Consider the following 26717-nt stretch of genomic DNA (forward strand, 5'->3'; position numbering starts at 1 on the left):
CCACGTCCGCGTGCGCCGGGCATCGGCCTGGAGGCGCGGCTCGGCCCCGCCGTGTCCGCCGACCGTGACAGCATGGTTGGCGTGAGTACCGATGAGACGAACGGATCAGCCTTCGGCCGAGGCGTCGACAAGGCCCCGCCGAGCGCGGCCGCCGAACTGCGACGGAGGATGGCGGCCTCGCCCGCGGGCTTCCTGCGCAGCGCGGCGTGGGTCCCCTGGAAGGCGGCGGGCACTCCGGAGGCCGGCAGCGTCGCCCACGTCATGATCCGGGACAAGCCGTTCGTGCCCGTCTTCACCGACCCGGACGAACTCGCCGCCGGCCTGCCCGACGCCGAGGGGCGTCCGGTGCCGATGTCCGAGCTCGTGTCGGCCCTGCCCGAGGAGTTCGGCATCGTGGTCGACCCCACGAGTGCGGCCGAGGCGAACTTCCTGCACGCCGACGTCCTCGCCGAGATGCGGGCGCAGATGCAGGGCGGCGTCCCCGAAGGCTCGTGATCGTACCGGCCCGCAGCGTTCGGTCGTCGCCAGCCGGTCAACCCAGTTCTGGGGATCGCTCACGTCGGCGTCGCCCATCAAGATGGGTCCGTCGTACTGAGCGGACGGGGGAACGACGATGCCGTTGGGCGGGCCAGGACCACGAGATTGGTCCCCTCCGGAGTACTCGTCAGGACCCTCGCGGAGTGGTGCTCGGCGGCTGCCGACACTCCACGCACCATCACCGCTGCTGAACGCGAAGCCACGCAGGCGCACGAGGCCCTGGGCGTTCGCGACCCTTGCGATGCTGCTCGGCCTCGGCAGCGTGGTCATCGCACTCGTCGAGCCGCAACAGTCCGGGATCCAGACGGGCTTCATCGTCTCGACGATCGGTATCTCGGCGATCGTCTTCGGCGTGCAGGCGGTCAAGACCGCACGATGGGGCTCGGCCACAGCGCGGGCGTTCGGTCGCGGAGGTGCGATCCTCGGCAGCGTCGGGACGGCGCTGATGGCGTACGCGGTCATCGGGTCTGCTCTGGCGGGTACCGGTGTCCACCTGCCAGCACTCTCGCTCCCCCTCGACGGCCGGAGCGCTGTCGTCGGGACGGTGGCGGTCCCGTTCCGCTCGGCGGTCGCTGCCCCGGTGGAGTCTGCTCTGCCGTCATCGACGCCGGAGCCTGCCGCGCCGCCGGCTCCGGCTCCGGCTCCGGCGACTGTCGAGACCGAGCGGTCGGCCGTCGTACAGAGCGCCGGCACGCTCGCCTTCGTCATGGAGCAGAGGTTCGGCGCCGGTCCGTACCCGTCGACCCTGTCCGTGGGGATGACCGCGCCGGAACGGATCCTGCTGCCCGACGGCACCGGGCTCGCTGCCGTTCCTGACGGCGCACGCGTCCTGTACTCCGTCGCCCCGGACGGCACCGCGTGGTCCATCACGATCATCGGTGCCCAGTTCGGTGCGGTGGCGACCTACAGCTCGACCATCGGCACCGTCGAGTCGGGGTGAGTCACCAGGCAGTCCCGGCGCCGACGAAGATGCTGAGGAACGCCAGGCTCCCGAGGATCAATCCGGTCACGGCCATCCCCATGCCACGGGCACCACGGTTCGCCCGGATCACCCCGCAGATCCCGAACACGATCGCGAGCACATCGGGGACGAATCCGAGAAACAGTCCGATGAAGAAGGGGATCCACGTGACAAGGAAGCCCCAGATGCCGAGCACGAGGGCTGCGACGGCGAACCCGTTGCCCGATCGCTGCGGGTACGGACCCGCCATCGGCTGGTACGGGTTCGGTGGCATCTGGTAACTCATCCGGAAATCCTACATGTCACTCCGCTACGGGTCGACGAGCTCGATGAAGCGGGACAACAGGGACAAGCCCGCGATCGACGGGGGCAGTCCGGTGGTCAGCGCCGGTGAGTGCACGAGGTACGCCGCCCACTTCGCCCGTGAGATCGCCACGTTCAACCGGTTCGGCATGAGCAGGAAGTCGAGGCCGCGCGGGATGTCCGCCGCACTCGACGCTGCCAGGGACACGATCGACACGACGGCCTCTCGGCCCTGGAACAGGTCGACCGTGCCGACCTGGGTGCCGGTGAAGCCCGCGCGGTCGAGCTCCTGCCGGATCAGTGCTCCCTGTGCGTTGTACGGCGCCACCACGATGACGTCCTCGTCGGTCAGGGCACAGGTGTCGGAGCCGTCGGTCCAGGTGCGGCCGACGACGTCACCGACGAGGGCGACGACCCGGGCGGCCTCTTCAGCAGAGGACGTCGTGTTGCCCGCGTGCACGACCGGCACGGGGTGCACACCCGCGGCGATGCCGTCGAGGTGCCGCCCGGAGACCATCGAGGCGAGCTGCCCGTCGTAGGACAGGGCCGAGACGGATTCGGTCAGCGCGGGCTCCATGCGGCGGGTGCGGGCGAGGAAGTACCCGAACTCGGGCGGCAGGACGTGCTGGCCGTCGGCGAGCCAGCCGAGCGCGGACTCGTCGACGGGCTCGGGGTGCGAGCCCTGCGACACCTGGGGCAGCTGCTGGGGGTCGCCGAGCAGCAGGAGCCGGGTCGCGGCGACCGAGGAGGCGATGGTCGGTGCGAGGGAGAACTGTCCGGCCTCGTCGACCACGAGCAGGTCGAGGAAACGACGCTCGATCGTCGACTCGTTCGCGAACGTCCACGCCGTGCCACCGACGACACCGCCGGTGCCCGAGGACTCGCACGAGGACAGGAACGCGGCGACCGCGGCACCGTTCTTCACGGGGGTCCAGGCTGCGGCGTCGAGCTCGTCCTCGGTTGCGCCGGACTTCGGCACCTTCACGACCCGGTCGGCGGGGACGCCGGCGTTCACGACCGAGGTCAGGAAGTTCTCCGACGTCGCGTGCGACTGGCCGACGACCCCGACGCGCCAGCCGTACTCGCGGACGAGTCGGGCGACGACGTTCGAGCCGACGTAGGTCTTGCCCGTGCCGGGAGGGCCCTGGATCGCCAGGTACGACCGGTCGAGGTCGAGCAGGGTCGAGACGACGGCCGACACCGTGTCGTCGCCCTGCACCGGCACGATCGGGCCACGAGGGGGCACCCGTCGCAGCAGGTCGAGCGCCGGGTCGGGCAGCATCGCCGGCAGCTCGTCGAGTACGGCCTGACCCCACCACGCGATCGCCTCGGGTTGGGGCTTCGCTCGGGGCGGCGCCGACGGGGCGAGGGCCACGGGGAACTCGTGGTGCGGCTCGCCGCCGACGGGCAGGCCCTCTTTCACGAGGACCTCGACGGCATCGCCGTCGTCCCGGACGTCCACGATCACGGCGCGCGACGAAGCGCCCTTCGACCCGGGGCCCGGGGAGGCGACCGATGGCGGAAGTGGGTCGTCGTAGACCAGGTGGGGCGTGCCTCCAGGCCGGAGCCGCGAACCGGGCGCGAGCGTCCCTGACAACCGGAGTTCCCGCGACTGCGACCGGGCACGCGGCAGCGTGTCCCAGTCGCGCTCGACGGACGCCCGCTCCACGACCAGGACGTCACGCGTGTCGGCCCAGTCGTCGACCGGGTTCCGCAGGCGGTCGAAGTGGTCCTGCCAGAAGGTCTTGGCCTCGCGGCGGTGGTAGTCGATCGCGGCCGCGGCGAGCGCCAACGCGGTCTGGTCAGGGGTGCGGTCGAGGGCGTCGACGTCCTCGAGTTGCGCAGCCAACGCGACGGACACCGGATTGGGCTCGCGCTCGACGGGGATCGGTGGGACCTCGAGCTCGAGCGCCGGGTCGGCCGCATCGGGGTCGGCGGTGCGCAGCGAGCGGAGCCAGTCGCGCAGGCGCAGGGTGGAGCGGCAGTCGTAGGCGTTGTAGTCGGCGACCTGGTCGAGCATCCGCTGTCCCTCGGCCGCGTCGCCGTTCCGGAGCTCCTCGATCGCGTCGACGTAGGCGGTGATGCTGTCAGCGGCGTTCGTGACGTCGCTCTCGCGCAGGTCCGACCCCATGTACAGCGGTTCGAGCTTCTTGATGGAGTAGCTGTGGCTGCCGACGACCAGGGCCTTGCGGACGATCGGGTACAGGTCGACCAGGACCCCGGCTCGCAGCAGGTCGTCGACGGCGTCCTCGCCCACGCCGTGCCGGGCGGCGAGTGACAGCAGGTGCGTCCGCTCGTAGGCCGCGTAGTGGTAGATGTGCATGCCCGGGTACTGCTGCCGCCGGGCTTCGATGAACGCGAGGAACTGCTCCAGCGCAACTCGTTCGTCGCGGATGGTGTGCGCCCAGAACGCGGTGAACTCGGCGCGGTCGTCGACCAGGCCGAACAGGTAGTCGAGGCCCCAGTGCACGCCGTCCTCGGTGTGCAGCGGGTCGCCCTCGAAGTCGAAGAAGACGTCGCCCGGGTCGGGTGCCGGGATCGCGTCGAGCGCGCGGGCGTCGAGGACCTCGAAGCGCGGCTTGACGGGCTGGTCCGGCCCGTCGGCGCCCGTCCGTCGGGCGTCTTCCGACTCGATCTGGAGGCTCGCCTGACGTACCAGCCGATCCTGCGTCGCGCGGGACAAGCCCGGCACTGCCCGGGTGCGGGCCGCCAGGTCGTCGATCGTCCGCACCTCGTGCTTGATCAGCTTCGCCCGTTGGTCGAGGCGCATGCCCGCGACGAGGACGAGGTCACGGTGTTCGGCGACCTGGGTCGAGCAGACGTCGCAGCGTCCACAGCTCGAGTAGCGCGGGTCGCCCCACCGCAGCGGTTCGTCTGCCGCGATGCGCTCGGCGATGACCCGCTGCAGTTCGGCGCGCTGCGTGCGGTACACCGGCGCGATGTCGGCGAGGTCGTGCGTGGTCGTCGTCCGGTCGCCGAGCACCAGGTGCACCTGCTCACCGGTGGGGATGCCGTGCGCCTGCATCTGCTCGGCATAGGCGGCGAGCTGGAGCAGGGCGCTGATCTTGGCGTGGCGGGCGAGCTTGGTGTCGTAGACCTCGTACTCGCCGCGGTCGTTGCGGATGATGAAGTCCGCGAAGCCGATGAACCCGGGCTCGTCGGCCGTCGGCGCTGCGTGGAACGTCGGCTGGTACAGCACGTCGGCCCCGTCGGCGAAGGCCTGTCGTGCTTCGGCTGCGGCGCGTGCGTAGTCCGGCGGGGCGGGGCGGTCGAACTCGACGACGTTGCGGGTCTGCTTGAGGATGTCGAGGTAGTCGAGTTCGTGCTGGTCCCCCAGCCGTGCGGTGCGCTCGAGCATGTCGTCGTGCACGTCCGGCAGGGCGTCCCCGCGGCCGAGCTTGGAGTCGAGGCGGCGCAGGAACGCCCACTCGCAGGTCGACCACGTCGACAGGTCGCTGGGGCTGAGGACGACGCCGCCGTCACTCGTGATCTGCATCCTGCTCCCCCGTCTCGTGTGGTGCCCTGCGAGCCTAGGGGCGGCCGCCGACACGGTCGGCGATCGACGTCACGAACGACGAGCGGGCTGCTGCTACTGTCCCGCTGACGACAGGTGGCGTCGCGACGGACCGAAGGGTTGAACGGTGGGGTTGTTCAAGACCGCAGAGGAGAAGGAGCGAGCCCGAGCGCAGGCTGTCGCGAAGAAGGCTACGAACGCGGAGCGAGCCGCACAGCGACGTCACGACGAATCCCCGATCGGACGCGCAGAACTCGCACTCGCCGCAGGGAAGGCCTTGTTCGAGCTCTCCTTGCCCGTCGAGAGTGACGACGGCCGAACGCTCAGCGATATCGAGGCGATCGGTTGGCGGCTGCAGCACACCGGGTACGTCCATGAGGTGTCGATCTCGTCACTCAGCAACACGCAGAACCAGCTCGATCAGGTGTTCTCGAGCGGGCGAGTCGTCGGCGTGTACGTCTTCCGACGGGACGCTGTCGCACCGACGGACGCTCCTGACTCCGTAGGCTGACCGCGGTTAGCCACGACCGCGGAGGACACAGATGCCAGAACGCCCGACCCTGCTCTTCCTCCACGGTGTCGGGAAGGGAGACCCTGACGGCGCTTGGCGCGTGGCCCTCTCGGGCGCACTGGTGCGCCTCGGCTACCCAGCGATCGGAGCGGACGCCTTCGTTGCGCCGCGGTACGCGCACCTCCTGAACGGCACTGACGACGCCGATCGTGTCCCGCCGATCACGAGCAAGCCACTCCGGCGCGAGGATGCGCGGAGGAACCGGCGGGAATTCGAAGGCCGAACTGCGGCGATGGAGTTCCGCGTCGGTCAGAACGATCTCGGAACGGGCTACGACCAGGCGGAGGCGGTCATCGGTGCTGCGACCGAGCTGCCGCAGTTCAAACAGGCCAGGAACTACCTGGAGCATGACGACATCCGCGCAAGCGTTCTCGTCCGAGTACTCAAAGCGCTCCCCGAGACAGGACGGCTGCTGATTCTCGGGCACAGCTTGGGATCAGTGGTGGCGGCAGACATCGTCAGACGGCTTCCGCCGGCGATCGAGGTCGTCGGGATGGTGACGATCGGCAGCCCCTTGGCGAGCCGACGTTTTTCGATCGACGACCTCACCAATGCGATGGACGAGCCGCCGACGAACCTGGGGTGGTGGGTGAACTTCTGGAACCGCCTGGACCCGGTGGCGTCACACCGCGGTCTGTCATCGGTGTTCCCGTGGCTCCTCGACCACCAGGTCGTGACGGCAGCGAATGTGCACGTCCACGATGCGGTCGAGTACCTGAGCGACCCTGCCGTCGCGACTGCCATCGGCTTCGGACTCTTCGGTTCCCACTCGCAGGAGCTGGTGCCGGCTGCCCGCGGAGTGGACACCCCGGTCGATGAGACTGAACTGCTCGGCCTGCTCGCATTGCGGTACGCCACGCATCTCCGGAACGGGCTCGACGGCGACGACCGCGAGCGTTTCGAAGGTGCCCTTCGTCATGTGCAATCCACGGTCGCGCAGGGCATGTTGACCCGTCGCGCAGCCGAAGGTCGCCCCGCCCCCGCGCGCATCACTGAGCTCACGTTCGACCTGGCCGACGTGCACGCTGCCGTTCCGGAGCCTCCCGTCGTCACGTTGCGTGACCGGAGCGCGGCGGTCGTCCCGCTCATCGTGCTCGCTTCGGGAAACGTCCTGCGGCCGTTCGAGATTGATGTTTCGAAGAAGGTCCGCCAACAGGCGATGCGCGACCTCGCTGCGGAGTCAGGTCTGGGGAGTCCGTTCGGAGATCTCGTGCTCGAGGCCACCACAACCGCTCAGAACGTGCTCAACCCTGGCCGTGGTGCTGCCTGGTGGAAGCTCGGCGCAATCGGCGTCGGTGCGGCAGCGCTGGTGGTCGCAACTGGCGGGCTGGCACTCGCGGCTGCGCCCGGTGTCGTCGGAGCGGCCGCTGTCACGAGCGCCCTCGCCGCGTTCGGCCCCGGCGGCATGATCGGCGGCCTCGTCACCGCTGGAAGCCTCATCGCAGCTGGTGGCGGAGGCATCGCGGTCGGCAGCAGCAGCCTCGCCGCCGGACTCGCCAGCCCTGACACCTCCGCTGAGGCGCTCGAATCCATCGTCACCCGACAGCTCACCGCGGTGGTCCTCCGACAAAAAGCCGGACTCGAGCAAGATCCCGCGGTCTGGCGAGCGCTCGCAGAGACGGAGCGTCAAGTCCGTCGAGAACACGAACGTCTCGATGAGTTCTCGGACCCTTCGGCACCGTCACTCAAAGAGCTGCAGCGGAAAATCTTGGCGATCGAGCGAGCGCTCGAATACATGCGAAAGCACGGCCTCGACCCAGTCAACTGAACTGCAGGAACGTCTTTGGGTCGCTCAGACCTGTACGGTCTCGACACGCACGAACCGCGGCCCGTCGTACCCGTCACGTGTCACGTGTGCCGTGAAGTCGGCGAGCGTGCGAACCCAGTGCCCCCGCTCGCCGTACAACGCCTGGTACACGACCACGGGCTCCTCGGTTTCCACGTCACGAGCGACGAGCAGCACCTCGTAGTCGTTGCCCTTGAAGTGCCGGTAGCGGCCCGCGGTCACGTCGTCAGTCACCCGACCGAGGGTACGGCCCGAGCGGTGGGACCACGACCCCGCGTTCTGCTTGACTGAGCAGCACGGGGAACGAGCACCACGGGGGAACGACATGACCACATTGAGCACGCGCGAGCGGGACCGTCGCGCACAGCGTGTCTTCTTCGTCGTCATGGCGGTCGTCATGGCGGTCGCGGACGTCTGGCTGCACTTCCACGCCGGCGTCATCCGCCCCTCGGCCTTCTGGGTCCCCACGGTCGTCGGACTCGTGTACGGCGCCGTGGTGTGGCCGCTCGGCCTGCGTCAGGAGTCGAGGTGGTGGCCGAATCTGGTCGGGGCGGGGTTCCTCGGTGGCTTCCTCGTCCTCATCGCGACGAAGACGTTCTCGCCGTACGCCTGGTTTCTCGCGGTCGTGATCGGGACGTTGCTGTTCCAGGCCGCCCTCCCGCCGAAACGACCCGCGGCGCGGGTCGCCGCCAGGCTCCCCCTGACCGACGTGCGACCGTGGACCGGCTCGGGAGTCACGGCCACGACCGTCGAGCGCCCCTTCGGCAAGAGTCGGACGAAGCCGGCCGTCGCCCTCACCACGCAGGACGGGGCCACCGCGTTCCTGGTGATGGAGCTCGCCTCGTTCTTCGACGGTGATGCGGCGATCGCAGAATCGGCGAACGGCGAGCAGCTGACCTTCCTCACCAGGAAGGGCGTCGCGGCGAAGTCGTCCATCCTCGACGACGCGACGCCGGGGATGGCCGACGGCACGCTGTTCCTGCACTCGGCGAAGGACGAGTCGCGGCCTTCCGCCGTCTTCAGCGACGACGACGCCGCCGCGTTCGAGCAGTGGGTCCGCACGCTCCCCGAGGACTGAGCCCCCGCCGAGCCCGGCGCGACGCGCACAGCTCGGCGTCACATCCGGTCACGTTCGACAGCAGTTCGTCGGCTGCGCGTACCGTCGCCGTGTGACCTTCGGAACCGCAGTGGCCGTGCTCGTGGGGGTCCTCGCGCTCGCGACGGTCCTCGGTCTCCTGCTCCGCCACCGGACCGGTCGAGCCCGGTCGGCGGGCAGCGCCGCGTCGACGAGGCAGGACGCAGACGGCCTCGCGCTCGACACCGATTACGGCACCGCCGCCACGTTCGTCCAGTTCTCCACGCCGACCTGTGCGCGGTGCCCGGCCACCCGGCGTCAGCTCGCCTCCGTCGCAGACCAACACGAGGGCGTTCGACGCATCGAGATCGACCTCGCCGAGCACCCCGACCTCGCGAGCCGCTTCAACGTCCTCCAGACCCCGACGGTCCTGCTGCTCGACGCCGACCGCTCGGTCCACACCCGCTTCGGAGGCCCACCCCGCCCACCCGAGCTCACCGCAGCCCTCGACGCCGTCCTGACCGCAGGCAGCACGGACACCACACGCAGCACAGGCACCCCAGGAACCACCGGCACCCAGGAGTCCCGATGACCACCACCACTGACACCGAACGCGGCGTCGACCCGCGCTCCCCCCGCTTCGGCGCCGCCATCACCACGGTGCTCCTCGCCGCGACGATTGTCCTCACGCTGATCCCCGAGACGTGGGTCGCCGGCATCGTGCTGCTCGCGGTCATCGTCGTGCTGTTCGCCGTCGGAGGCATCGCCGGCATCCGCCGCCACCCCTACGGAGCACTCTTCCGACGGGTCGTCCGCCCACGCCTCGCCCCGCCCGCCGAACTCGAGGCGCCGGAACCCCCGACCTTCGCCCAGCAGGTCGGCCTGTTCGTGACCGCGGTCGCCCTGCTCCTCGCGCTGCTCGGCGTGCCGTACGCCGCCCCGATCGGTGCCGCGGTCGCCCTGGTCGCCGCGTTCCTCAACGCCGTCTTCGACGTCTGCATCGGCTGCCTGCTCTACGTGTGGCTGGTGCGCGCGGGGGTCTTCCGTCAGCGACGCGGCGTCGCCTGACGGCGTCCAGCCTGGAGGCCCGCCTCGCCTCGACCACACCCGCCAGCGTCCGACGGGTGCTCGGCTCCAGAACGCGGCTGTGCCCCGCCCCGTAGGGTGAGCGGGTGGGGGAAGACGAACGAATCATCGGGCGTGCCTGGCGACGTACCGCCCTGGTCGTGTCGATCGCCGCGGTCGCGGGGGCAGTGGCAGGTTGGGCAACCTCGCGGGACGAGGACGGTTGGACCGTCGCCCTGGCGATCTTCACGTGCGTCGCCGTACTGGTCGGCCTGGCCGGAATGCTCTCGTTGCTCCCCGCCAGTGCACGCGGGTCGTCGATCATCACGCAGGCGACCGAGGACCTGACGAGAGACCGTCGCAAGATCATCAAGAGCGCCATCCGCTCGGGTGTTCCGCTCGCCGACGACGCGGGCCCGGAGCTGCAGCACCGCGCGCTCACCCTTGCTCGCGGGACCGCCGCGTTCAACGGGCTGATCCTCGTCCAGAACCTCCTGCTGTTCACAGGAGCCGCCGCTCCCCAGTTCGCCCGGGTCGTCACCGGCGATGGCAGCACGCCCTTCAGCCGGATCCTCCTGGCGCTCTTCGTCATCGAAGTGGCGTTCCTCGTCCCGTTGCTGGTCGTCCGAGGCCGCCGAGCTCGGCGCTACGCGGAAGCCACGACGACCGACAACGAACGCCGCACCGACATGCCGGCCTCCGTGGTATGACGACCGTGACGCAGGGATCAGAGACGCCCGAAGCGATTGCCCGCCGAGCCTGGCGCCGCACGGTCTGGATCGCCCTGGCCGGAGCCGTGGTCGGCGCGGTCTTCGGTGTCGTACTCGAGCGCGTGGGCGCTGGACCAGGACGGCTGCTCGTGGTCGTCGGGTGCACCGCGGCTGTCGGCGGACTCGCCGGGGCGTTCTCGATGATCGCCACCACCCTCCGCCTGACTCCGCAGCTGCAGGCGCCTCTCGGAGGACTCTCGCGCTCGGGCCGCAAGACCATCTCGCAGGCGATCGCCGAGCAAGCTCCGATCGAACCGGCCGACTCCGACCTCGCTCGGCGGGCATTCGACCTCGCTCGTCTCCGCGCCGTCTCCCAACCGCTCGCGCTCGGACAGTTCCTGCTGCTCTACCTCGGCATCGCCGGGCCACAGCTCCCGAACCTCGTCGATGACGACCCCTTCACCGCCGGCTTCGGTCGGGTGCTCTGCGGCGCACTCCTCCTGGCGGCCTTCGCCTTCACACCGCTCCTCCTCCGCCAGACCCGGGCTGCCCGACGCTACGTACAGGCGGCCACCGAGGCAGCCGCCCGCCAGCGCTGACCCGGTAGGCCTACCGCCGCCGCACGCACCACCAAAGCGCAACTGCACCACACACCTCCGGCGCGGGCGCACTTTGGTTGGGCGAAGCCGAGTCGCGCCGTCAGCCCGCACCACGTAACACGCAATTTACTTTCAGCACTGGCGCTCGCTTACGAAAGACGCTTTCATGGCGGGATGACGATCACCGAGCGGTCCGAGCGCGCCGACGCCTTCGCCCTCGTCCGCACCCAGTCGGCGAGCATGCCGTCGAGCATGCGCGCCATCGCCGACGCCGTCCTCGACGACCCGGCGGCCGCGGCCACCACGAACGCCACCGACCTCGCCGGCCGAGCCGGGGTCTCCCCCGCCACCGTCTCCCGGTTCGCCCAGCACCTGGGCTTCGCGAACTTCGCCGCCCTGCAGCGCAGCATGACCCGTGCTGTCGAACGCGGGATCCACGAGCGTGAGTCCACCGAGATCCACGCCGGGGTCGCGGTCGACGACGACGTCGCCACCGTGATCGCGAAGGTCACCGAGGACGTCCGCGCGGTGATGGCTGACACCCGCGCCGCACTCGACCCGCACGCACTCGAGGCAGCTGCAGCCGCCGTGAGCGACGCCCGCCGCGTCGTCCTGTACGGCGTCGGCGCGAGCGGCATCGTCGCCCGCGACCTGCACCTCAAGCTCGAACGCATCGGGATCGTGAGCTCCATCGCCGACGACCCGCACAACGCCCTGACACTGGCGAGCGTCATCGGCGAGCACGACGTCCTGGTGCTCGTCAGCCACTCGGGCTCCACCGTCGAGACCCTCGAGGTCGCCCACGCCGCCCGAGCCCAACACGCCACGATCATCGCGATCACCGGCCACGCCGCCGCCCCACTCGCCACCACCGCCGACCACGTCCTGCTCGGTGTCGCCGGTGCCGAGAGTGCCCTGCGCCCCGCGGCCATGGGCAGCCGGATGAGCCAGCTCGCCATCGTCGACACCCTGTTCATCGTCGTCGCGCAGCGCACCGACGAGCGCTCCCAGCCGCTCCTCGCCCGCAGCCGCGACGCCGTCCGCACCCACCACCGGAACTGAGCACCACCATGAACCAGACGCACGAAACCCATGACGCCCTCCGCGACGAACTCGCTGCCCTCACCACCGAGGCGACCGACCATTCGCTGGACGACATCGACACGATCTCCACGCTGGAAGCCGCCCAGCGCATGAACGCCGGAGACCGAAGCGTGCCTGCGGCACTGGAGCCGTGCCTCCCGGCCATCGCCTTGGCGGCAGACTCGATCGCCGCAGCGTTCGCGCGCGGCGGCCGACTCGTCTACGTCGGCGCCGGCACGCCGGGCCGGCTCGGCGTCCTCGACGCCAGCGAGTGCCCGCCCACGTTCGGTACCGACCCGAGCCAGGTGGTCGGCGTGATCGCCGGCGGCGACCCCGCCCTGACCACCGCGGTGGAGGGCGCGGAGGACGACGAAGCAGCCGCCGTCCGCGACCTCGACGCGCTCAGCCTGACGGCCGACGACGTGGTCGTCGGGATCAGCGCGTCCGGCAGGACGCCCTACGTCATCGCGGCCATCCTGGAGGCCCGGCGCCGCTCCGCACTGTCGGTCTCCGTCGCGTGCAACCCCGCCTCGGCCGCGGGGCGGGAGGCCGACATCGCCATCGACGTCGTCGTCGGCCCCGAGTTCATCGCCGGGTCGACCCGCCTGAAGGCGGGCACCGCGCAGAAGCTCGTCCTGAACATGCTCACCACGCTCGCGATGGTGCGCAGCCACAAGACGTACGGCAACCGCATGGTCGACGTGCGGGCGACGAACGCGAAGCTCGTCGCGCGGGCGTTCTCGCTCGTGCAGGACGTCACCGGCGCTGCCTCCGCCGAGGTCCAGGCGGCACTCGACGCCTCGGACGGCGAGGTGAAGACCGCCATCGCCGTGATCCTGACCGGTGCCTCCGCTGCCGATGCCCGCGAGCGCCTCGATGCTGCTGCTGGCTCGTTGCGCGCCGTGCTGTAGACCGCGTTCCCCCTTTTCCGTTTCCTTTCCCCCGAGGAGCACAGCAATGCCCGATGCACAGCAACTCGCCCAGCAGATCCTCGACGCCGTCGGCGGTTCCGCGAACATCGCCGACGTCGAGAACTGCATGACCCGCCTGCGGGTCGAGGTCGTGTCCGACTCCGCAGTCGCGCTCGAGGATCTGAAGGCCACCGACGGCGTCATGGCCGCCATCGCGGCCGGCTCGAACCTGCAGATCGTGCTCGGCCCGGGTCTCGTCGACCGCGTGGCCGACGGCCTGGAGGCCCTGCGCGCGGCCGCCCCGCCGGCTGCGGCTGGCGGCTCTGGTGCGTCGCCTGAGGAGCTCGCTGCTCGCGGTGCGTCCATCAAGGCGACCGCGCGGTCCCGTTCTGACGGCCGCACCATGCGCGCGATCCGGAAGATCTCCGCGATCTTCATCCCGCTCATCCCCGCACTGATCGCTTGCGGGCTGATCGCCGGGATCAACGGCATCCTGACGAACCTCGGGTGGGTGCCCGGGGTGACGCCGTTCCTCGGCGTGCTCTCGTCCGGGTTCCTGTCGCTGCTCGCCGTGTTCGTCGGGATGAACGCCGCGAAGGAGTTCGGCGGCACGCCCATCCTCGGCGGTGCGGTCGGCGGCATCATCGTCGCGGCCGGCGTCGCGAACGTCACGGTGTTCGGCGAGACCCTGGCTCCCGGGCAGGGCGGTGTGCTCGGTGCGCTGGCCGGCGGCATCCTCGCCGCCTACGTCGAGCGGTTCATGCGCCGGGTCACGCCGGACGTCATCGTGCTCATCGTGGTGCCGACCGTCACCGTGCTCGTCGCCGGTTCGATCACCCTCGGCGTGCTCATGTCCGTCGCCGGTGTCGTCTCCGTCGCGATCGGGACCGCTGCGACCTGGCTGCTCGCGAACGGCGGAGCGTTCGCCGGTTTCGTGCTCGGAGGCCTCTTCCTGCCGCTCGTCATGACCGGGATGCACCAGGGGCTCATCCCGATCCACACCACCCTGATCGACCAGACCGGGTGGACCGTGCTGCTGCCCGTCCTGGCGATGGGTGGTGCCGGGCAGATCGGTGCGTGCATCGCGCTGTGGGTGCGGTTCCGGTCGAACGCTTCGCTGGTGCGAACCATCCGCGGAGCGCTGCCGGCCGGGTTCCTCGGTGTCGGTGAGCCCCTGATCTACGGCGTGACGCTCCCCCTCGGTCGACCCTTCATCACCGCATGCATCGGTGGAGCGTTCGGTGGCGGCGTCGTCGGGCTGTTCGACCAGCTCGGGCACTCCGTCGGGGCGATCGCCATCGGGGCCTCGGACCTGTCGCTCATCCCGCTGCTGAACGGCTCGTCCGGGTACGGGTGGGCGTTGCTCGGGTACGGGTCGGGGCTCGTGGTGGCGTATGTCGTGGGGTTCGTGGCGACGTTGGTGTTCGGGGTTTCGGCGTCGGTGCGGGCTGATCTGGAGGCACAACCAGCCGCCAGAAATGCCGCGACGTCGGATGCGCCGCTCCAGGAGTCGATCGTTCCGGGCAGAGCGGCATCGGGGCGCTCTCGCTGATCCCTCGTCCCCTAACCGGTCTATTCGAACACCACCGCTCCGCCCAACGAACCCCTCGCAATGCCGTCCGCCATCGCTGAACGGCGAACAAGGCCCGAAGGAAAGAGGTCCGGGCGACGCACGCCCAGGCCGAAGGGCTCGTTTCGGCCGGCGGAACCAGGGAAGATCAGCAGAGACCGCCGGTTTCGAAATCTATCTGCGTCATCCAGTTCGGCGCAAAATCAAAGTCCGAAAGGAAGCTGACCCGGCTAACCCCGAGCGGAACGCTATCAATACGGGGGATCTCTTCCCCGGGATAGATTCGAATGGATTGCACTGCGGCATCAAGATCAAAATTGAAGGCCTCAGAAATTGCGCGATTTCGGCCAAATGCTAGAGCTACCCGTTCTTCAAGCTTCAGTCGATTATCCGACTCGACCCCAGCATCCGCAGCGATGCGTCGAATTACATCTCCGACACTCTGCCGACCCCCTTCTCGTAATTGCAGGCTTGCAAAGTAGGGGAAAATAGAACCTACCGGTTTGACCTGATCCAGACCGAGCCGATGAATCCGCCCAGAACCAGATGTCGTCTTCACATCGAGACGTGCCTGAGCAAACTGGAAGTCGAGACGGGCCCTGTCTTGTCCGCCCCAGGCGCGTAGAGCGCGATTCCGGTCTACCGAGGCGTAAATGTAAACAAGTTCACCAATGAAACCGACAAGTTCAGTCTGGCTTACTTCCTCGGCAGCCCGAAAAATCCTCGCTATGGCCTCCATCGACTGCCATACTTCGGACTCCGAACCTTCGACGTACGTCCTCAGGAGCAAGCCACATAAGTCAAAGAAACGCGGGATAAGTTCCTGCTCGGAAACCTCCATAGTAAGTGCGCCGGTCTCTACTCGAGTCGTGCCGCTCAACACAACTCGGCGGTAGCGATAAGCAGTGAAGGCTGCCAGGACGATACGAACTGGCGCTGGAGGGGAACCGGACGGACTTGAAACGATGAGGGCCGCCTGCCCTTCCGGACCTTTCCCAACGAATACGCCAGAGACTGCCGACTCCGCGACGACGTAGTCGGCCCCAAACGTGGGCGTCGAACCTCGAAGCGCGACAAATGAATCCAGTAGCGTCATGACACGTCCTGGAGGAACCAGTCCTCAGCGAATTCCTCAGGAACCCATAGGGCGGGCAACCAACCCTCGATCTCGGTCCCGTCCGGGCGAACGGCGACCACACGGTGAATCTGCAGCGTAAGGCCCTTGGAATGCATTTGCCGATCGCCTCGATAGGCTGCTGCGCTCCCACCCTTTGACCGCCCCTGGAACAACTGATCCACTCGGCCGAGGGCATTTGCTTCACGTCGCGAAACGCGGCCAGGACGCATCCTGAACACATCGACCGAAACGCCTGGGCGATTCACCGCGGCGACCTGCAACTGAGCGGTCATCGCTGTGAGGCTTAGCGAATCCGCCTCGCCTTCCGGAACTAGCGAACTAAGGAATTCCGCGAGGTCGCTAGCAAGAATCGTCCCCATGCCAACTGGCCGGCTTTCGTCGGACGCTTCGACGCTGAAGGCTCCCCGAATGAGATCAACGCCAGCCAATTCGGGCAACGCGTTCGTTTCCATTGGGACGGCCAAACTATACCAATGAGCTTTACGCCTCGATCTCTGGGCTCCGACCGGACGCACGGAGGCCCGGGTCGGCTGCAAGAGCGGATCTAGAACAAATAAACGGCGCCAGCGGCGCAAGTCATGGCCCTCCGAACTCAGGAGAGCCAGTTTCTGCCGAACGTCCTCCTCATGCTCTACGTAGGCTTCGAACGCATACCGCGTCGTAGCCTCGAGATACACTCTGCAGAGCCCAAGGTACTCTCTTTTATAGCCGAAGAACCGCGCCCGCTGTTGGATGGTGTCGGCATTCCCCGTACCGATACCCCGAGGCATATACGTTACCGTCAACCCTTTGACCGTGAATCCCCTATCCAACGCTTGCCCGCCCACAAGGATAAACCCCCGAAAGTCGCGCCACGGCACCCTAGGAGTCGAACCGGTCGAAGCATTCATCTTCATCACCGTGGTCCTCCGCAAGACTGACGGGAGAATTCCCAACAATTCCTCAAGCGGCAAGATATTCGACTCCGAGACTTTGAGGTCCCGCCAGGCCGCCTCGAACTCCCTCACTAGATCTGCTCTAGAATCCAAAGAGTTGCGAGCCAAATCCGCTTTCGATTCAACACGACGGACATAAGCTCGTGTCCATAGGTGAAAAGCGTTGTGCGGATCCCTACCTTGCGACGGATGAATAAGCATCGAGCGAGGCTCCAGAGAGCCCGACGAAACCGACCACGCTAGCCCTAGAAGATAGACCTGAAGCGCTTCAATCAAACTCTTCGGTGGGTCAATGGCCCCTTCTTCCAAAGCTGAAAGGTCCCCGTCGGGAATTGTACGAACGAGCTTACTGTCTGGATCGCCGAAGAAGACTTTTCCACCGACGTATCCAGAGCCAGGCTTCAGGACACGAACAGTTCGCGGGGATAACACGTCTCCGATACTGATGAGCAGGGGTGCTTGAGGAGTAGCGGTGTACTGCGCGTAGCCAAAACGATCGAATGACTGTCGAAGTTCAAGCAGACGGCTGTACGTCGTGGACTCCTCGTTCCTCCGGATCCTGGCGTTCAGACTGGCTTGGTCCGCCTCGTCATCGATGATAAGGACTGGGCGCTCACCCCATCCCACTTCATCTAGCAAGGAGCGTAGAGCTCCGAGACGCCCGTGGTGCTTAAGCACCGTCACTACGATAGTCCGGCGGGCACTGGCAGGAACCCAAGCGTCCTGCCAGTCGGCTACTACGCCTTTGAAAGCGTCGACATCCCCCTCGTCGTCCAAACTCGGATTCGTCCTGAAGAACCATGCGCCCGGCGCAGCCAGTTCAAGATCTTCGTCTAGCCGTCCCGCCCCTTGTTCGAGGAGGGGATTGGAGATGCCACTGATCACAACCACTAGCGGGATTCCGTTATCCCGTGCCAGGCAGATGAGTCCCTCATAAGAGAGAGTTTTGCCACTCTGTACTTGACCAACGGCGAGCACGGTATTCTCCGTTGACACCGACGTCGGAAACAAAGCCCTGAACAACTCAATTGCGTCGGCTCGCGACGCTTGGTGAGAATCCGCCGGTATAATTCGGTCCTCGAAAGCCAAGTAAGTAGCTCCGACTGCCACATCCGAATTACTGGCCTCGTCGTCAAAATGCGCGTACATTATTCCCCCGAAAGAACTCTCGATACAACCGAATTTACCGCTGCAACTACAGCTTGCGCGTCTGTAACACCGGCCAATCTGGATGTGACTTCGCCTACTGCCAACGACACCGCAAGTCGAGTAACCGCCTCGAGACTCTCAGCATCGCGCTGACAAAAGCGAATTATGAACGGATGCGACATATTCAGTTGAACCGAAATTTGGATTGACTCTTGGGTTCGCTCAATTGATCGCGAATACCACGAGTCCGGTCCCATGGCCGCGGATGAACCAATGTCGACTTCCCAACGAACACCCTCGTGACGAAACTCGATATTTTTTGAAATGATGGGAGAACTATCAAGTTCGTCCGATACCGGGGCGGCGGCAGGTGAAGCAGAATCAATAATGCCAGGCAAAGCTGACTCCAGATTATTCTGGACAGCGTCACCGGTCCTGGTGATCGCCTCCTGCACGTGGCGACGCGAGGTCCTGCCGTACTCGAACTTTCTAAACCCCCTAGCCTGCTTCAGGAGCGGCAAGGCGGGGCCATCAATCACGTCCTTGAGGCGCTCCAAGAACTCTTCTTCCGCTCCGTCCCATTGGAAGCCGTCTTTTGTGTGGCTAACGCCGAAGCCATGTAGGTGGATGTCTCCGAATACTCTCTGCGACTCGTAGCTATTGCCACCGCCAAACAGTGACTGAGGTTTATACCCTTCGTCGGCACTACCCTGAATGATGCGACCTCTGCGGAACAGGGATAGCCCTGTGTTTTTGGTCGACCCGGGGTCTCTCAGCGCTACGAAGCCGGTGGCTCGCTTTCCTTCCGCGAATTCAAAATCGATCTCGATTTTCCAAGTTTGAGGAGATGCCGAAAGGTCGGAGAAAATGGGCGCGACAAGCAAGTCGGGGTATCGGTGCTCCAACTTTTGCCCATTAACCCTCAAAACCAGGGACCCAGAGTCGATGAACTCTCTGTAAATATCCCGCAGGTGCTCCTTGATTTTGCCGATAGTACGCCCCACAGGCATGTGACGCACACTTTTCAGCCGCACCTCAGTGAAGTGCGACGATGCTTCTGTAGGCGAGGTATTCACGCGGACTGTTTCAAGGTCGTCGCGGGTAATTTCGTCGACATCGAATTCAACGGAATATGCGCGCTCGTCCCCCGCCGAAGAGGTGACGACTTCCCATCGATCTGCGAACCAATATGCGGCACTCTTCATCCCCATCCCGAACTCAGAGAGTCCGGACGGATTCGGTGGAGCGCTGGCTGGCTTGAACGCCCTCGGAAAGTCTCGTCGCCGGATACCCGCTGCATTGTCACGAACAACTATCTGCGAGTCTCGTCCACTATCGAAATCGATGTCGATTTCCAGAATATTCTGCGTCCTGGCCTCGATGTGACTCTGCACAGCGTTGTCGACAAATTCCGCCAAAGCAAACCAAGCCTTATAATTCAGATGGCTAAGTACACGGAGCATATTCACGCCAGGTACGATCGAAACTCTGTCGCCCGATTGCGCCGGTGCTGTCGAGTTGTTCACGCGACCAACTCACCTACTGCAGCCGTGACCGAAACCCCCGCCAAGGTCTCGAGTAGGGGGCTGGCGATCGCCGCAACGACGTCTGCGTTCACAGCGTTACCCAGTGCCTTATATACAGACTTTTTTGCTACCGGAAGTTCAATGGCACCCAGGCTCTGAAGCCGAGCGCCCTCGCGCGGAGTGAGGTAGCGATTTTCCCACGCTATGATCGGCACTTGCGTAGGGGTCATCGCGACAAGGCTCGGCGAAGTTGTTGTATTTTTCACTCGCACCCCGGAGGCTCTCATCTGAACAACATATTTCCAGATGTCACGCTCGCCGCCTCCAACGTTCCATTCGAGTTTCTGCCAACTGCTGGGGAAATTGCGGATCTTGGGAATCCACTTATCGAGCCAGTCCTTATTCTGGGCATAGAACTCGCGGTTCTTCTTGATGAACCGAATCTTCCAGTCCGGAAAGACAAGTTGTTCGCGTCGAGCGTGACTCGGCAATCGGGCGAAGCGCTCACCGCGATCCAAGCCTGCCAACGGGAACCCATATGCGCCTCGTCCTGGGTCCGCGCCGTTGTCTTCCCATGCAAAAGGAGTTGTCGCCTCGTACGCGTACGTTGCACCAAATTCCATCGACCACAAAGGGCGAGGAATCTGCACATGATCTGGCACGCTTTTCAAGAATTCGTCCCACACGCTGAGACACTCCTGGACACCCGGAGGCAAATCGAATCCAGTTGGCCGATGGTCGAGTATCGAGTGAATCGACGGGGGCACGGCGGCAACAGGTTCGGGCCAATGAAACTTGTCCAGACTGTTCAAGGAGCCCACTATGTAGACGCGGTCCCGGATCTGAGGTATACCGAACATGTGGGGCGAGTATTTTCGCATTGCAACGTCATAACCGAGGGCTCGCAGTCTGCGCTCGATCAGACGCATCGTTTCGCCATTCCGATGCGTGAGTAGGTTTGGCACGTTCTCGAGAATGAAGGTCGACGGTCGCTTACTCTCTAAAACTCGCAGAACTTCGAAGAACAATTCTCCTTGTTCTGTATGCCTAAATCCTAGCTGTTCTCCTGCCTTTGAGAACGGTTGGCACGGGAAGCCTGCCGCTAGAACGTCATGATCTGGGATACTTGCCGCATCCACTGCACTTACATCGCCCGCGGGTCGCAAGCCGTAGTTCAACTCGTACAGTTCTGCAAGGTCTTGTACCCATTCGGCAGCAAAAACCGCTTTTCCTCCCAGCCGTTCAAGGGCAACATGGAAGCCGCCTAAGCCTGCAAACAGGTCAATGAATTTGAACTGCTGTCTCGCAAATGTGTCGGTCATCACTCTCCGGTCTCCGGGGCAGTGTACCCACTGGGGTGCGACAATCCGGGCTCCAACCGCCGCCCGTCTCCGTCTCGATAGTCCGCGGACCCAGGCTCTTCGGGCGCACTCCCCAGGTCCTCGCCGAAGATCTCATGGAAGTATCTGACCAGTTCTTTGGCGGATCGCTCGTCAAACTGTAACGATTGGCTGCTCTTTGGCGCTGACTCGCGTTCAGGTGAGCCGAAGGTACTCAGATGAACGCGCGCGGTTCCATCCTCGGCCACCACCCTCTGCACGAAGGCACGGATGGACGTCTTGTGCGCGCGAATCTGCTGGCGTCCCGGTTCTAGCCGGCTCACATGTACCACGACTTGAGGCTACATCAACGTCCGGCCGTTCGGGGGTGGCTTGCTTGGGGTTCTTCGCGCCGCCGTTGCGGCTCGCAAGCAGCGCTGGAGATCGGCCGCCCGTCCTGATCCCTCACAGGCATGCGGCCAATGGCGACCCAGATGCGCAAAACAAGGAGGCGTACACAAACGTTCGGTCTCGAGTCAGTCCCCTTGCTGCATCAAGCGGCGCTACTGACGTTCTGTGCCCGATGGGCTCTTCTCGAATGCTCGAAGTAGCGAGTTTGCACTCGTTTCCCCTGGTCCGATCCTTCTATCGAATCCTGTCAGGGAGATTCGTGCGGGCTACCCGATTAATATAAGATTTTTACGCGCGGTTGGCACCTCGGCCAAGGTCCGAGTTGCAGAACCGCGCAAGATGTGCGCGCAACTCAGCATCGACGACGTAGAGGAAAGTGCCTTGGACACCCCTCGTCAGCAGAATCGAGTAGATGTTCGATACTAGGCGACCGAGATCGACGTCGGTGTATGTGATCCCAAGGCGAGGGTTGTTCTCCTTGGCCTTCTTGTCGAAGTAGTTCGATCGGTCAAACACGATCTCCATCGAGACAGGGTCGAACCGCAGGTCGCGCCCGATGATCACCCCGACGTAGTTAAGGTCGTATCCCTGCACGGTGTGGACCGAGCCGACCTGGTCGACCGCGCCGGGTGAGGCGATCCAGTCGGTCTGCGTCTGGTTCCACTGCAGCTGGCGTCCATCGATCTCGATGTCAATCGCACTGCGATCACGCTTGCTCTTCCACTCCCACGCGTACCCCGCGACGAGCCTTGAGAGGCCCACTGCGTCGTCGCGCGCCCGGATGGCATCGTGCATCTCCCCTAGGTCGTCGAACATCCGGAGCTCGTAGTCGCCGAACGACCGTGGGTCGGGCGACTCTCCTCGCATGACAGCGCGGACGTATGAGACGTAGTCGGCTCCGCCTTGCACGCGCATCTGGGTGAAGAGCCGGTAGTAGCGGTGCTGCTCTCTCACCTCGTCCACGAGGTCCTTCTGCAGGTCCTGCGGAAGATCCGCTGGGCGCACGCTCTGCTCCGAATCGAGCAGGAAGATCTGGTGTCTGCTCTGGTTCCGGATCCAGTCGAGCTGGGTGTAGTGGTCAGCATCAGCGCCGAAGAGCTGCTGATTGATCTCTCCGAAGCTCTTGTTCTGCAGTCCGGATGCTTGGTTCGCTCGGTGGTTCAGCCGGTGCGACTCGTCAACGACCAGCAGGTCCCACTTCTCAGCACTCTTCCCCACCTCGAACGGCGTGAGCACCATAATCTTCTCGAGGCCAGGGGTCTTGCGGAACACGCGCTTCAAGGACGCGCGGAGCGCCTGCTGCGGGATGACTAGGCCGACTCGGAAGTCAGCCAGGCGCCCACGGTTCTCCTCGGTGAAGTAGTCCGAGAACATCGAGTCCCCGTCCACCTCGTCGCCCCCGACGCCGTTCGCGATGTCGCGGAGCAACTTGAGCAGGTAGACGGCCACGATCGTCTTGCCTGTCCCCGGGTCGCCCTGCACGACGATCGTGCTGCCTGCGCCCGTTGATAGGTCGTCGAACAGCCCCTCGAGGATGTCCTCCATCACGACGGCCTGATCACGGTTGAGCGCCTTGAATGGGGAGAGTTTGAACAGCTCGCTGTTCTCGATCTCGGCGATGCTGCGTGTGAAGAGCTTCTGCTCGCGCAGCGCTTCGAAGATCTCCTCGAAGGTCTCTCGGTACCGCGCACGGTCGTAGTAGTCCGCATTGACGACACCCTTGTTGCTGTTGAGGACGGTGTACTTGTCGTCTCCAGCGAACAGTCCGATCAGCTGCGACTCCAGGTCCAGGCACACGGACTTGTTGAAGGTGCTGTCGAGTACTAGGCGCACGGCCTTCAACGACCGCCGTTCTGCGGAATCGAGGTGCTGCCGCATGCGTGACGCAGTGTTGAGCGTCTCGCCGACGTAGACACGCTTGCCGTCGTCGAGGATGTACACGACGGGCCAGTTCAGGAACCGAGGGTCCTCTTCGCGCCACAGCCGCAGATGCCGCTCGTTGAACGGGAGCTGCGCGATGTCAAAGCTGGTCATACTTCGTGCTTCGTCCTCGGGCCTGATCGATCGGGTACTTGTCCCGAGTGAGGGCGAGTTTCTCGCGAATGATCTCTGCGGGATCGGAGCCGAGTCGATCGGCGAGTAGGTGGCAGTAGGTGAGGACGTCGGCGAGTTCGAGACGGACGCGCGCCACATCGGCCTCAGACGTCCACTGGAAACACTCGAGCAGCTCCCCTGCCTCGATCGAGATGCTCTTCGCCAGGTTCTCCGGCGAGTGGAATTGCGCCCAGTCGCGTTCCGCCACGAACTCACGGAGTTCCTCGCGTAGCCCCTCATCCGCCATGTCCGCACGCTAGCAGGCCAGCGAAGATTGCCCCGAACCAAGTCCCACTGACGCGATGCGAACCGGGCTCCGTGGGCGGCAAGCGTCCGCCGAGAGCGCGGAGTCAAGCAGGAGTTTCGCAAGGTCCGCGGTTCATGCGACGATGTCGACCAACACCGCGTACCCGAGCGCGGCTCACGCAAGAGGACAACCGAACATGACCGAACCCGACGCTGCCGACGTGACCCTCGAAGCCGAGGTCCCCGAGGAAGACGTGACTCGGAACATCGCGAAGGCCGTGACCGGCCGTCGTGCCCTCGCCCGGCAGTACGTGAAGTGGCTCCGCCGTCGAAACCCTTCGGCAACTCCCGCAGACATCGTCCAGATGCTCGAGCGCCACTACACGACGTCGATCACGACGGCAGGGGCCGCGATCACGGTGGGATCGATCGCAGCGGACATCGCGATTGCCTCGATTCCTGTTGCGGGCCCAGCCGTCGCCGGAGCGAAGAGCGCGGGCGCACAAGCAGCGAAGGCCGGCACGAAGGGTGCCATGAAGGTGGCTGCCAAGAACCTCGCAAAGAACGCCGCTCAGACCGGCGCTCGGGGCGCGGCGGCACGACTACTTCCTGCCGGAGACCAGCAGCTGCAGTTCGAGATCACGGCAGTCTTCGGTCTCGCGCTTGCCGACGTCCACGACATGGACCTCGACAAGGACCAGGCGCAGGCGCTGATCCTCGGCCTCACCAACGAGCGAGTGAGCCAGCAGCAGATCGCTGCGATGGCAAATGACGTCGCTGAGGTCTCCGCGGGCGGCACGGTGGGTACCGGCCAGGCGATCGCTGCGGGTCGGGACGATTGGTCGCACTGGGCCTCCACGCTGTCCAACGCGTTGCCGGGTGGCGCCGCCCAGAGCCTCGTCCGCACCATCCAGACCGGCGAGCTCGACCCGATCCGCGAGGGGATGACCGGCAAGCAGCGCGCGACCGTCGAGTACGGCGTCGGCGCGGTGACGGGCGGAGTCGCCCGTTTCGTGTTCGGGCGCGACGTTGTGAAGTCATCCCGCACCGCTTTCCCCGAAGCGCCGGAGACGTTCCCAGAACACCTCACGATCTCAGCCGATACGGACTCCGAAGATGCGGCTTCCGAGAGCCGCGCTCTGGCAGCGCTGGAAGATGCTGCGCGGTCGACCGGTAGTTGGGTGAGTGGGGCTGCTGGAGCAGTCGGTACGGGTGTTTCTGGTGCGGCGAGCACCGCCACCCGGGTCTTTCGGAGAGTCGATCTAGACGGCGACGGGGTGCCCGATGAAGCGCAGGCGCTCACTGCGGCCAAGCAGGTCGGCGGCCGGGTGGCCGGAGCTGCTGATGCAGTGGGCGGCAAGGTCGTTGGCCTCTTCCGCTCGCGGAAGTCCTCGGCTCCTAGCGAGTGAGCACTTGAAGGGTCTCCCGACAGGAGCCGATCAGGAGCAGCGGCCGACTGACTGACGAGAGGCGCGGCACCACCCGGCACCGCGCCTCCCGTCCATCACACCGTCATCAACTCACCAAGTCAGCACGAACCGCCCCCGCGTCCCCCCAGCCTCCAACCGCTCATGCGCCTCCACAGCCCGCGCAGCCGGCAGTACCTCCGCGACCCGCGGCGACAACGTCCCACTCTCCACCGCGTGCCGCAGCTGCTCGAGCTTGTCGAACGACCGGTACTCCGAGAACACCATCACCTGCACGAACTCGATCCCCCGAGCCCCATTGCCCTGCCACCCCCGCACGTCGAAGAAGACTCCCCCGTCCCGAACGGCGTCCACGACCTCGTCGCGCTGCACGGCAGCATCGGCGAGCGCATCGACCCCGTCCGGCACGAGCTCCCGGACAGCGGAGGCGAAGGAAGCACCTCGCGGCACCACGTGGTCCGGCCCGAGCGACCGGACGAGTGCCTCGTCCGCCGGAGCAGCATCCGCGATCACGGTCAGCCCGGCGGCCTTCGCCAGCTGCACCACGTAGTTCCCGAGCAGCCCAGCGGCCCCGGTCACGGCGAGCGTCTGCCCCGGTGCGAGCGAGGCGTGCGACAGGATCTGCAACGCCGTCAGCCCGTTCATGGGCACGGTCGCCGCAGCCTCGATCGACGTCCCGCGAGGGATCCGTGCGAACGACCCCACCGGCGCGACGAGCTCCTGCACGTAGGCGCCACCGTGGGCGCTGAGCGGCAATGCCATCGCCATGACCTCGTCGCCGACCTGCCAGCCGGTGACGTCGGGCCCGACCTCGTCGATGACGCCGGCGGCGTCCATCCCCGGCACGTACGGCGGCGAAGCCTGCGAGCTGTCCCGCTGCCCGGCACGCACCCCCGTGTCGGTCGGGTTCACGGCGAACGCCTGCACCCGGATCCGCACGGACCCCGCACCGGCGTGCGGCTCCGGCACCTCGTGGACTGCGAGGGCCTCGGGCCCTCCGAACTGTTCGACTCCGACGACCTGCATCCTCCCGGTCTACGCGCACGTTGCTTGACGCAACCTGACGCGACCACCCCACGGCCTGGAGGCCCTGCACCACCCCGCCCCGCGCCTCCAGCCCGTCAGGGGGTGCGGTCCACGGCACGTGGTGCGCCATGCTGGCACCGTGCGTTTCGACGAACTCCTGACCCGGTCCGACGGTCCCGCGATCGCCGAGGAGCTCGCCGCCCTCCGCCGACCCGCCCGGTACGTCCTCGAGGGCATCCACCAGGAGTCCCGGCAGAAGTTCTGGCAGTTCCGTGTCGACATCGACGAGCCCGCGCAGACCTGGACCCTCGATCGGTCCGACGGTGAACACGTCAGCTTCCGCGAAGGGGTTCTGCACGACGACGTCTACCCCGGCGGCTCGATCGACGCCCCGTTCGACCGCAGCACCACGGACGCACCCGTCGTCCGGATGGCCGTGCCCGACCTGATGCTCCGCTGGGGACGAGGCTCCGAGAGCTTCCACCCGATCCTGGTCCAGCACATCGGCGAGCACTCGATCCTGGTGACCTTCGAGCACCGCGGGGACCCGGCGACCCGCGGGACACTCGTGATCGACGAACACGACGGCATCGCCCGCCGCTTCTCGGAGTACGGCGAGGACACGATCATCACGAGCGTGCGGACCGCCGAGCCGGACGAGGTCCTGCCCCGCGCCCGCTTCGTGCCGCCGACGGACTGGATCCGGCCGCAGTACTGAGGCGTTGACGGTTCCGGTTCACGATCCCCGATCGGCAGTACGA

24 protein-coding genes are annotated in these 26717 nt (G+C 66.0%); 14 read left to right on the forward strand and 10 right to left on the reverse strand.

The annotated features are described in order from the left end of the window. Positions 1-81 precede the first annotated feature (81 nt). Both DEJ00_RS16685 and DEJ00_RS16690 read left to right on the forward strand, forming a co-directional pair. Positions 82-495 carry an SseB family protein gene (locus DEJ00_RS16685; protein ID WP_181440218.1) on the forward strand — a complete coding sequence of 138 codons (414 nt, stop codon included), beginning with the start codon at positions 82-84 and terminating at the stop codon, positions 493-495. A gap of 283 nt (positions 496-778) precedes the next feature. Then, positions 779-1477: a hypothetical protein gene (locus DEJ00_RS16690; protein WP_111058124.1), complete on the forward strand. Its 699-nt coding sequence runs from the start codon at positions 779-781 to the stop codon at positions 1475-1477. Between the two features lies 1 nt (position 1478). On the opposite strand, the gene DEJ00_RS16695 is transcribed toward DEJ00_RS16690, so the two are convergent. Both DEJ00_RS16695 and DEJ00_RS16700 read right to left on the reverse strand, forming a co-directional pair. Then, positions 1479-1784 (reverse strand): DUF4190 domain-containing protein, encoded by a 306-nt coding sequence (locus tag DEJ00_RS16695; RefSeq protein WP_146248000.1) that lies wholly within the window; start codon positions 1782-1784, stop codon positions 1479-1481. 24 nt (positions 1785-1808) lie between these two features. Further along, a complete protein-coding gene (locus DEJ00_RS16700) occupies positions 1809-5297 on the reverse strand; it encodes a TM0106 family RecB-like putative nuclease (RefSeq protein WP_111058126.1) in 3489 nt (1162 codons plus the stop codon). A 145-nt stretch (positions 5298-5442) separates the two neighbouring features. Between DEJ00_RS16700 and DEJ00_RS16705 the strand changes: the two genes are divergently transcribed. After that, positions 5443-5826 carry a hypothetical protein gene (locus tag DEJ00_RS16705; RefSeq protein ID WP_111058127.1) on the forward strand — a complete coding sequence of 128 codons (384 nt, stop codon included), beginning with the start codon at positions 5443-5445 and terminating at the stop codon, positions 5824-5826. Between the two features lie 100 nt (positions 5827-5926). Further along, a complete protein-coding gene (locus tag DEJ00_RS16710; RefSeq protein ID WP_258373721.1) occupies positions 5927-7654 on the forward strand; it encodes a hypothetical protein in 1728 nt (575 codons plus the stop codon). 24 nt (positions 7655-7678) lie between these two features. On the opposite strand, the gene DEJ00_RS16715 is transcribed toward DEJ00_RS16710, so the two are convergent. Continuing rightward, entirely contained in the window at positions 7679-7906 is a 228-nt protein-coding gene (locus tag DEJ00_RS16715; protein ID WP_258373722.1) for a DUF1653 domain-containing protein, read from the reverse strand. A gap of 91 nt (positions 7907-7997) precedes the next feature. Here DEJ00_RS16715 and DEJ00_RS16720 point away from each other — a divergent pair, with 91 nt between their 5' ends. From DEJ00_RS16720 to DEJ00_RS16755, 8 genes are all read left to right on the forward strand, one after another. After that, positions 7998-8750, forward strand: coding sequence for a hypothetical protein (locus tag DEJ00_RS16720; RefSeq protein ID WP_146248001.1), 753 nt, complete (start codon positions 7998-8000; stop codon positions 8748-8750). 91 nt (positions 8751-8841) lie between these two features. Beyond that, on the forward strand, positions 8842-9339 hold the full coding sequence (locus tag DEJ00_RS16725; RefSeq protein ID WP_111058130.1) for a co-chaperone YbbN: 498 nt from the start codon (positions 8842-8844) through the stop codon (positions 9337-9339). Further along, entirely contained in the window at positions 9336-9815 is a 480-nt protein-coding gene (locus DEJ00_RS16730) for a DUF4395 domain-containing protein (RefSeq protein WP_111058131.1), read from the forward strand. The genes DEJ00_RS16725 and DEJ00_RS16730 overlap by 4 nt, the downstream gene beginning before the upstream one ends. Before the next feature lie 104 nt (positions 9816-9919). Then, positions 9920-10522: a hypothetical protein gene (locus DEJ00_RS16735; RefSeq protein WP_111058132.1), complete on the forward strand. Its 603-nt coding sequence runs from the start codon at positions 9920-9922 to the stop codon at positions 10520-10522. Between the two features lie 5 nt (positions 10523-10527). Further along, entirely contained in the window at positions 10528-11121 is a 594-nt protein-coding gene (locus DEJ00_RS16740; RefSeq protein WP_146248002.1) for a hypothetical protein, read from the forward strand. 174 nt (positions 11122-11295) lie between these two features. Next, positions 11296-12183: a MurR/RpiR family transcriptional regulator gene (locus tag DEJ00_RS16745; protein WP_111058134.1), complete on the forward strand. Its 888-nt coding sequence runs from the start codon at positions 11296-11298 to the stop codon at positions 12181-12183. An 8-nt stretch (positions 12184-12191) separates the two neighbouring features. Beyond that, positions 12192-13115 (forward strand): N-acetylmuramic acid 6-phosphate etherase, encoded by a 924-nt coding sequence (gene murQ, locus DEJ00_RS16750; RefSeq protein WP_111058135.1) that lies wholly within the window; start codon positions 12192-12194, stop codon positions 13113-13115. A gap of 46 nt (positions 13116-13161) precedes the next feature. Further along, positions 13162-14667 (forward strand): PTS transporter subunit EIIC, encoded by a 1506-nt coding sequence (locus DEJ00_RS16755; RefSeq protein WP_111058136.1) that lies wholly within the window; start codon positions 13162-13164, stop codon positions 14665-14667. A gap of 166 nt (positions 14668-14833) precedes the next feature. Here the strand turns inward: DEJ00_RS16755 and DEJ00_RS16760 are convergent, their stop codons facing one another. From DEJ00_RS16760 to DEJ00_RS16785, 6 genes are all read right to left on the reverse strand, one after another. Continuing rightward, positions 14834-15781, reverse strand: coding sequence for a PD-(D/E)XK motif protein (locus DEJ00_RS16760; protein WP_111058137.1), 948 nt, complete (start codon positions 15779-15781; stop codon positions 14834-14836). Continuing rightward, the gene (locus DEJ00_RS16765; protein WP_181440219.1) at positions 15778-17736 is read right to left on the reverse strand and encodes a Z1 domain-containing protein; all 1959 of its coding nucleotides are present in this window, start codon (positions 17734-17736) and stop codon (positions 15778-15780) included. The genes DEJ00_RS16760 and DEJ00_RS16765 overlap by 4 nt, the downstream gene beginning before the upstream one ends. 170 nt (positions 17737-17906) lie before the next feature. Continuing rightward, the gene (locus tag DEJ00_RS16770) at positions 17907-19433 is read right to left on the reverse strand and encodes an ATP-binding protein (protein WP_146248003.1); all 1527 of its coding nucleotides are present in this window, start codon (positions 19431-19433) and stop codon (positions 17907-17909) included. Beyond that, on the reverse strand, positions 19430-20755 hold the full coding sequence (gene dcm / locus DEJ00_RS16775; protein ID WP_111058140.1) for a DNA (cytosine-5-)-methyltransferase: 1326 nt from the start codon (positions 20753-20755) through the stop codon (positions 19430-19432). Before dcm ends, DEJ00_RS16770 begins: the two co-directional genes overlap by 4 nt. A 696-nt stretch (positions 20756-21451) precedes the next feature. After that, a complete protein-coding gene (locus DEJ00_RS16780) occupies positions 21452-23197 on the reverse strand; it encodes a DUF2075 domain-containing protein (RefSeq protein WP_111058141.1) in 1746 nt (581 codons plus the stop codon). Continuing rightward, positions 23184-23504, reverse strand: a complete 321-nt coding sequence (locus tag DEJ00_RS16785) for a nucleotide pyrophosphohydrolase (RefSeq protein WP_111058142.1) — start codon at positions 23502-23504, stop codon at positions 23184-23186. The genes DEJ00_RS16780 and DEJ00_RS16785 overlap by 14 nt, the downstream gene beginning before the upstream one ends. A 196-nt stretch (positions 23505-23700) precedes the next feature. Between DEJ00_RS16785 and DEJ00_RS16790 the strand changes: the two genes are divergently transcribed. Beyond that, positions 23701-24912: a hypothetical protein gene (locus DEJ00_RS16790; RefSeq protein ID WP_111058143.1), complete on the forward strand. Its 1212-nt coding sequence runs from the start codon at positions 23701-23703 to the stop codon at positions 24910-24912. Between the two features lie 111 nt (positions 24913-25023). Here the strand turns inward: DEJ00_RS16790 and DEJ00_RS16795 are convergent, their stop codons facing one another. Further along, entirely contained in the window at positions 25024-25956 is a 933-nt protein-coding gene (locus tag DEJ00_RS16795; RefSeq protein WP_111058144.1) for an NADP-dependent oxidoreductase, read from the reverse strand. 139 nt (positions 25957-26095) lie between these two features. Here DEJ00_RS16795 and DEJ00_RS16800 point away from each other — a divergent pair, with 139 nt between their 5' ends. Then, entirely contained in the window at positions 26096-26674 is a 579-nt protein-coding gene (locus DEJ00_RS16800) for a hypothetical protein (protein ID WP_111058145.1), read from the forward strand. Positions 26675-26717 lie beyond the last annotated feature (43 nt).

Origin of the sequence: Curtobacterium sp. MCLR17_039 (assembly GCF_003234745.1) — a bacterium.
Lineage (GTDB): Bacteria > Actinomycetota > Actinomycetes > Actinomycetales > Microbacteriaceae > Curtobacterium > Curtobacterium flaccumfaciens.

Excerpts from the sequence above, each read along its gene's own strand:
- dcm (WP_111058140.1), bottom strand. The coding sequence starts at position 20,755 with ATGACCGACACATTTGCGAGACAGCAGTTCAAATTCATTGACCTGTTT.
- DEJ00_RS16695 (WP_146248000.1), bottom strand. The coding sequence starts at position 1,784 with ATGAGTTACCAGATGCCACCGAACCCGTACCAGCCGATGGCGGGTCCG.
- DEJ00_RS16730 (WP_111058131.1), top strand. The coding sequence starts at position 9,336 with ATGACCACCACCACTGACACCGAACGCGGCGTCGACCCGCGCTCCCCC.
- DEJ00_RS16720 (WP_146248001.1), top strand. The coding sequence starts at position 7,998 with ATGACCACATTGAGCACGCGCGAGCGGGACCGTCGCGCACAGCGTGTC.
- DEJ00_RS16795 (WP_111058144.1), bottom strand. The coding sequence starts at position 25,956 with ATGCAGGTCGTCGGAGTCGAACAGTTCGGAGGGCCCGAGGCCCTCGCA.
- DEJ00_RS16755 (WP_111058136.1), top strand. The coding sequence starts at position 13,162 with ATGCCCGATGCACAGCAACTCGCCCAGCAGATCCTCGACGCCGTCGGC.
- DEJ00_RS16780 (WP_111058141.1), bottom strand. The coding sequence starts at position 23,197 with ATGACCAGCTTTGACATCGCGCAGCTCCCGTTCAACGAGCGGCATCTG.
- DEJ00_RS16745 (WP_111058134.1), top strand. The coding sequence starts at position 11,296 with ATGACGATCACCGAGCGGTCCGAGCGCGCCGACGCCTTCGCCCTCGTC.
- DEJ00_RS16790 (WP_111058143.1), top strand. The coding sequence starts at position 23,701 with ATGACCGAACCCGACGCTGCCGACGTGACCCTCGAAGCCGAGGTCCCC.
- DEJ00_RS16700 (WP_111058126.1), bottom strand. The coding sequence starts at position 5,297 with ATGCAGATCACGAGTGACGGCGGCGTCGTCCTCAGCCCCAGCGACCTG.
- DEJ00_RS16690 (WP_111058124.1), top strand. The coding sequence starts at position 779 with ATGCTGCTCGGCCTCGGCAGCGTGGTCATCGCACTCGTCGAGCCGCAA.
- murQ (WP_111058135.1), top strand. The coding sequence starts at position 12,192 with ATGAACCAGACGCACGAAACCCATGACGCCCTCCGCGACGAACTCGCT.
- DEJ00_RS16785 (WP_111058142.1), bottom strand. The coding sequence starts at position 23,504 with ATGGCGGATGAGGGGCTACGCGAGGAACTCCGTGAGTTCGTGGCGGAA.
- DEJ00_RS16760 (WP_111058137.1), bottom strand. The coding sequence starts at position 15,781 with ATGACGCTACTGGATTCATTTGTCGCGCTTCGAGGTTCGACGCCCACG.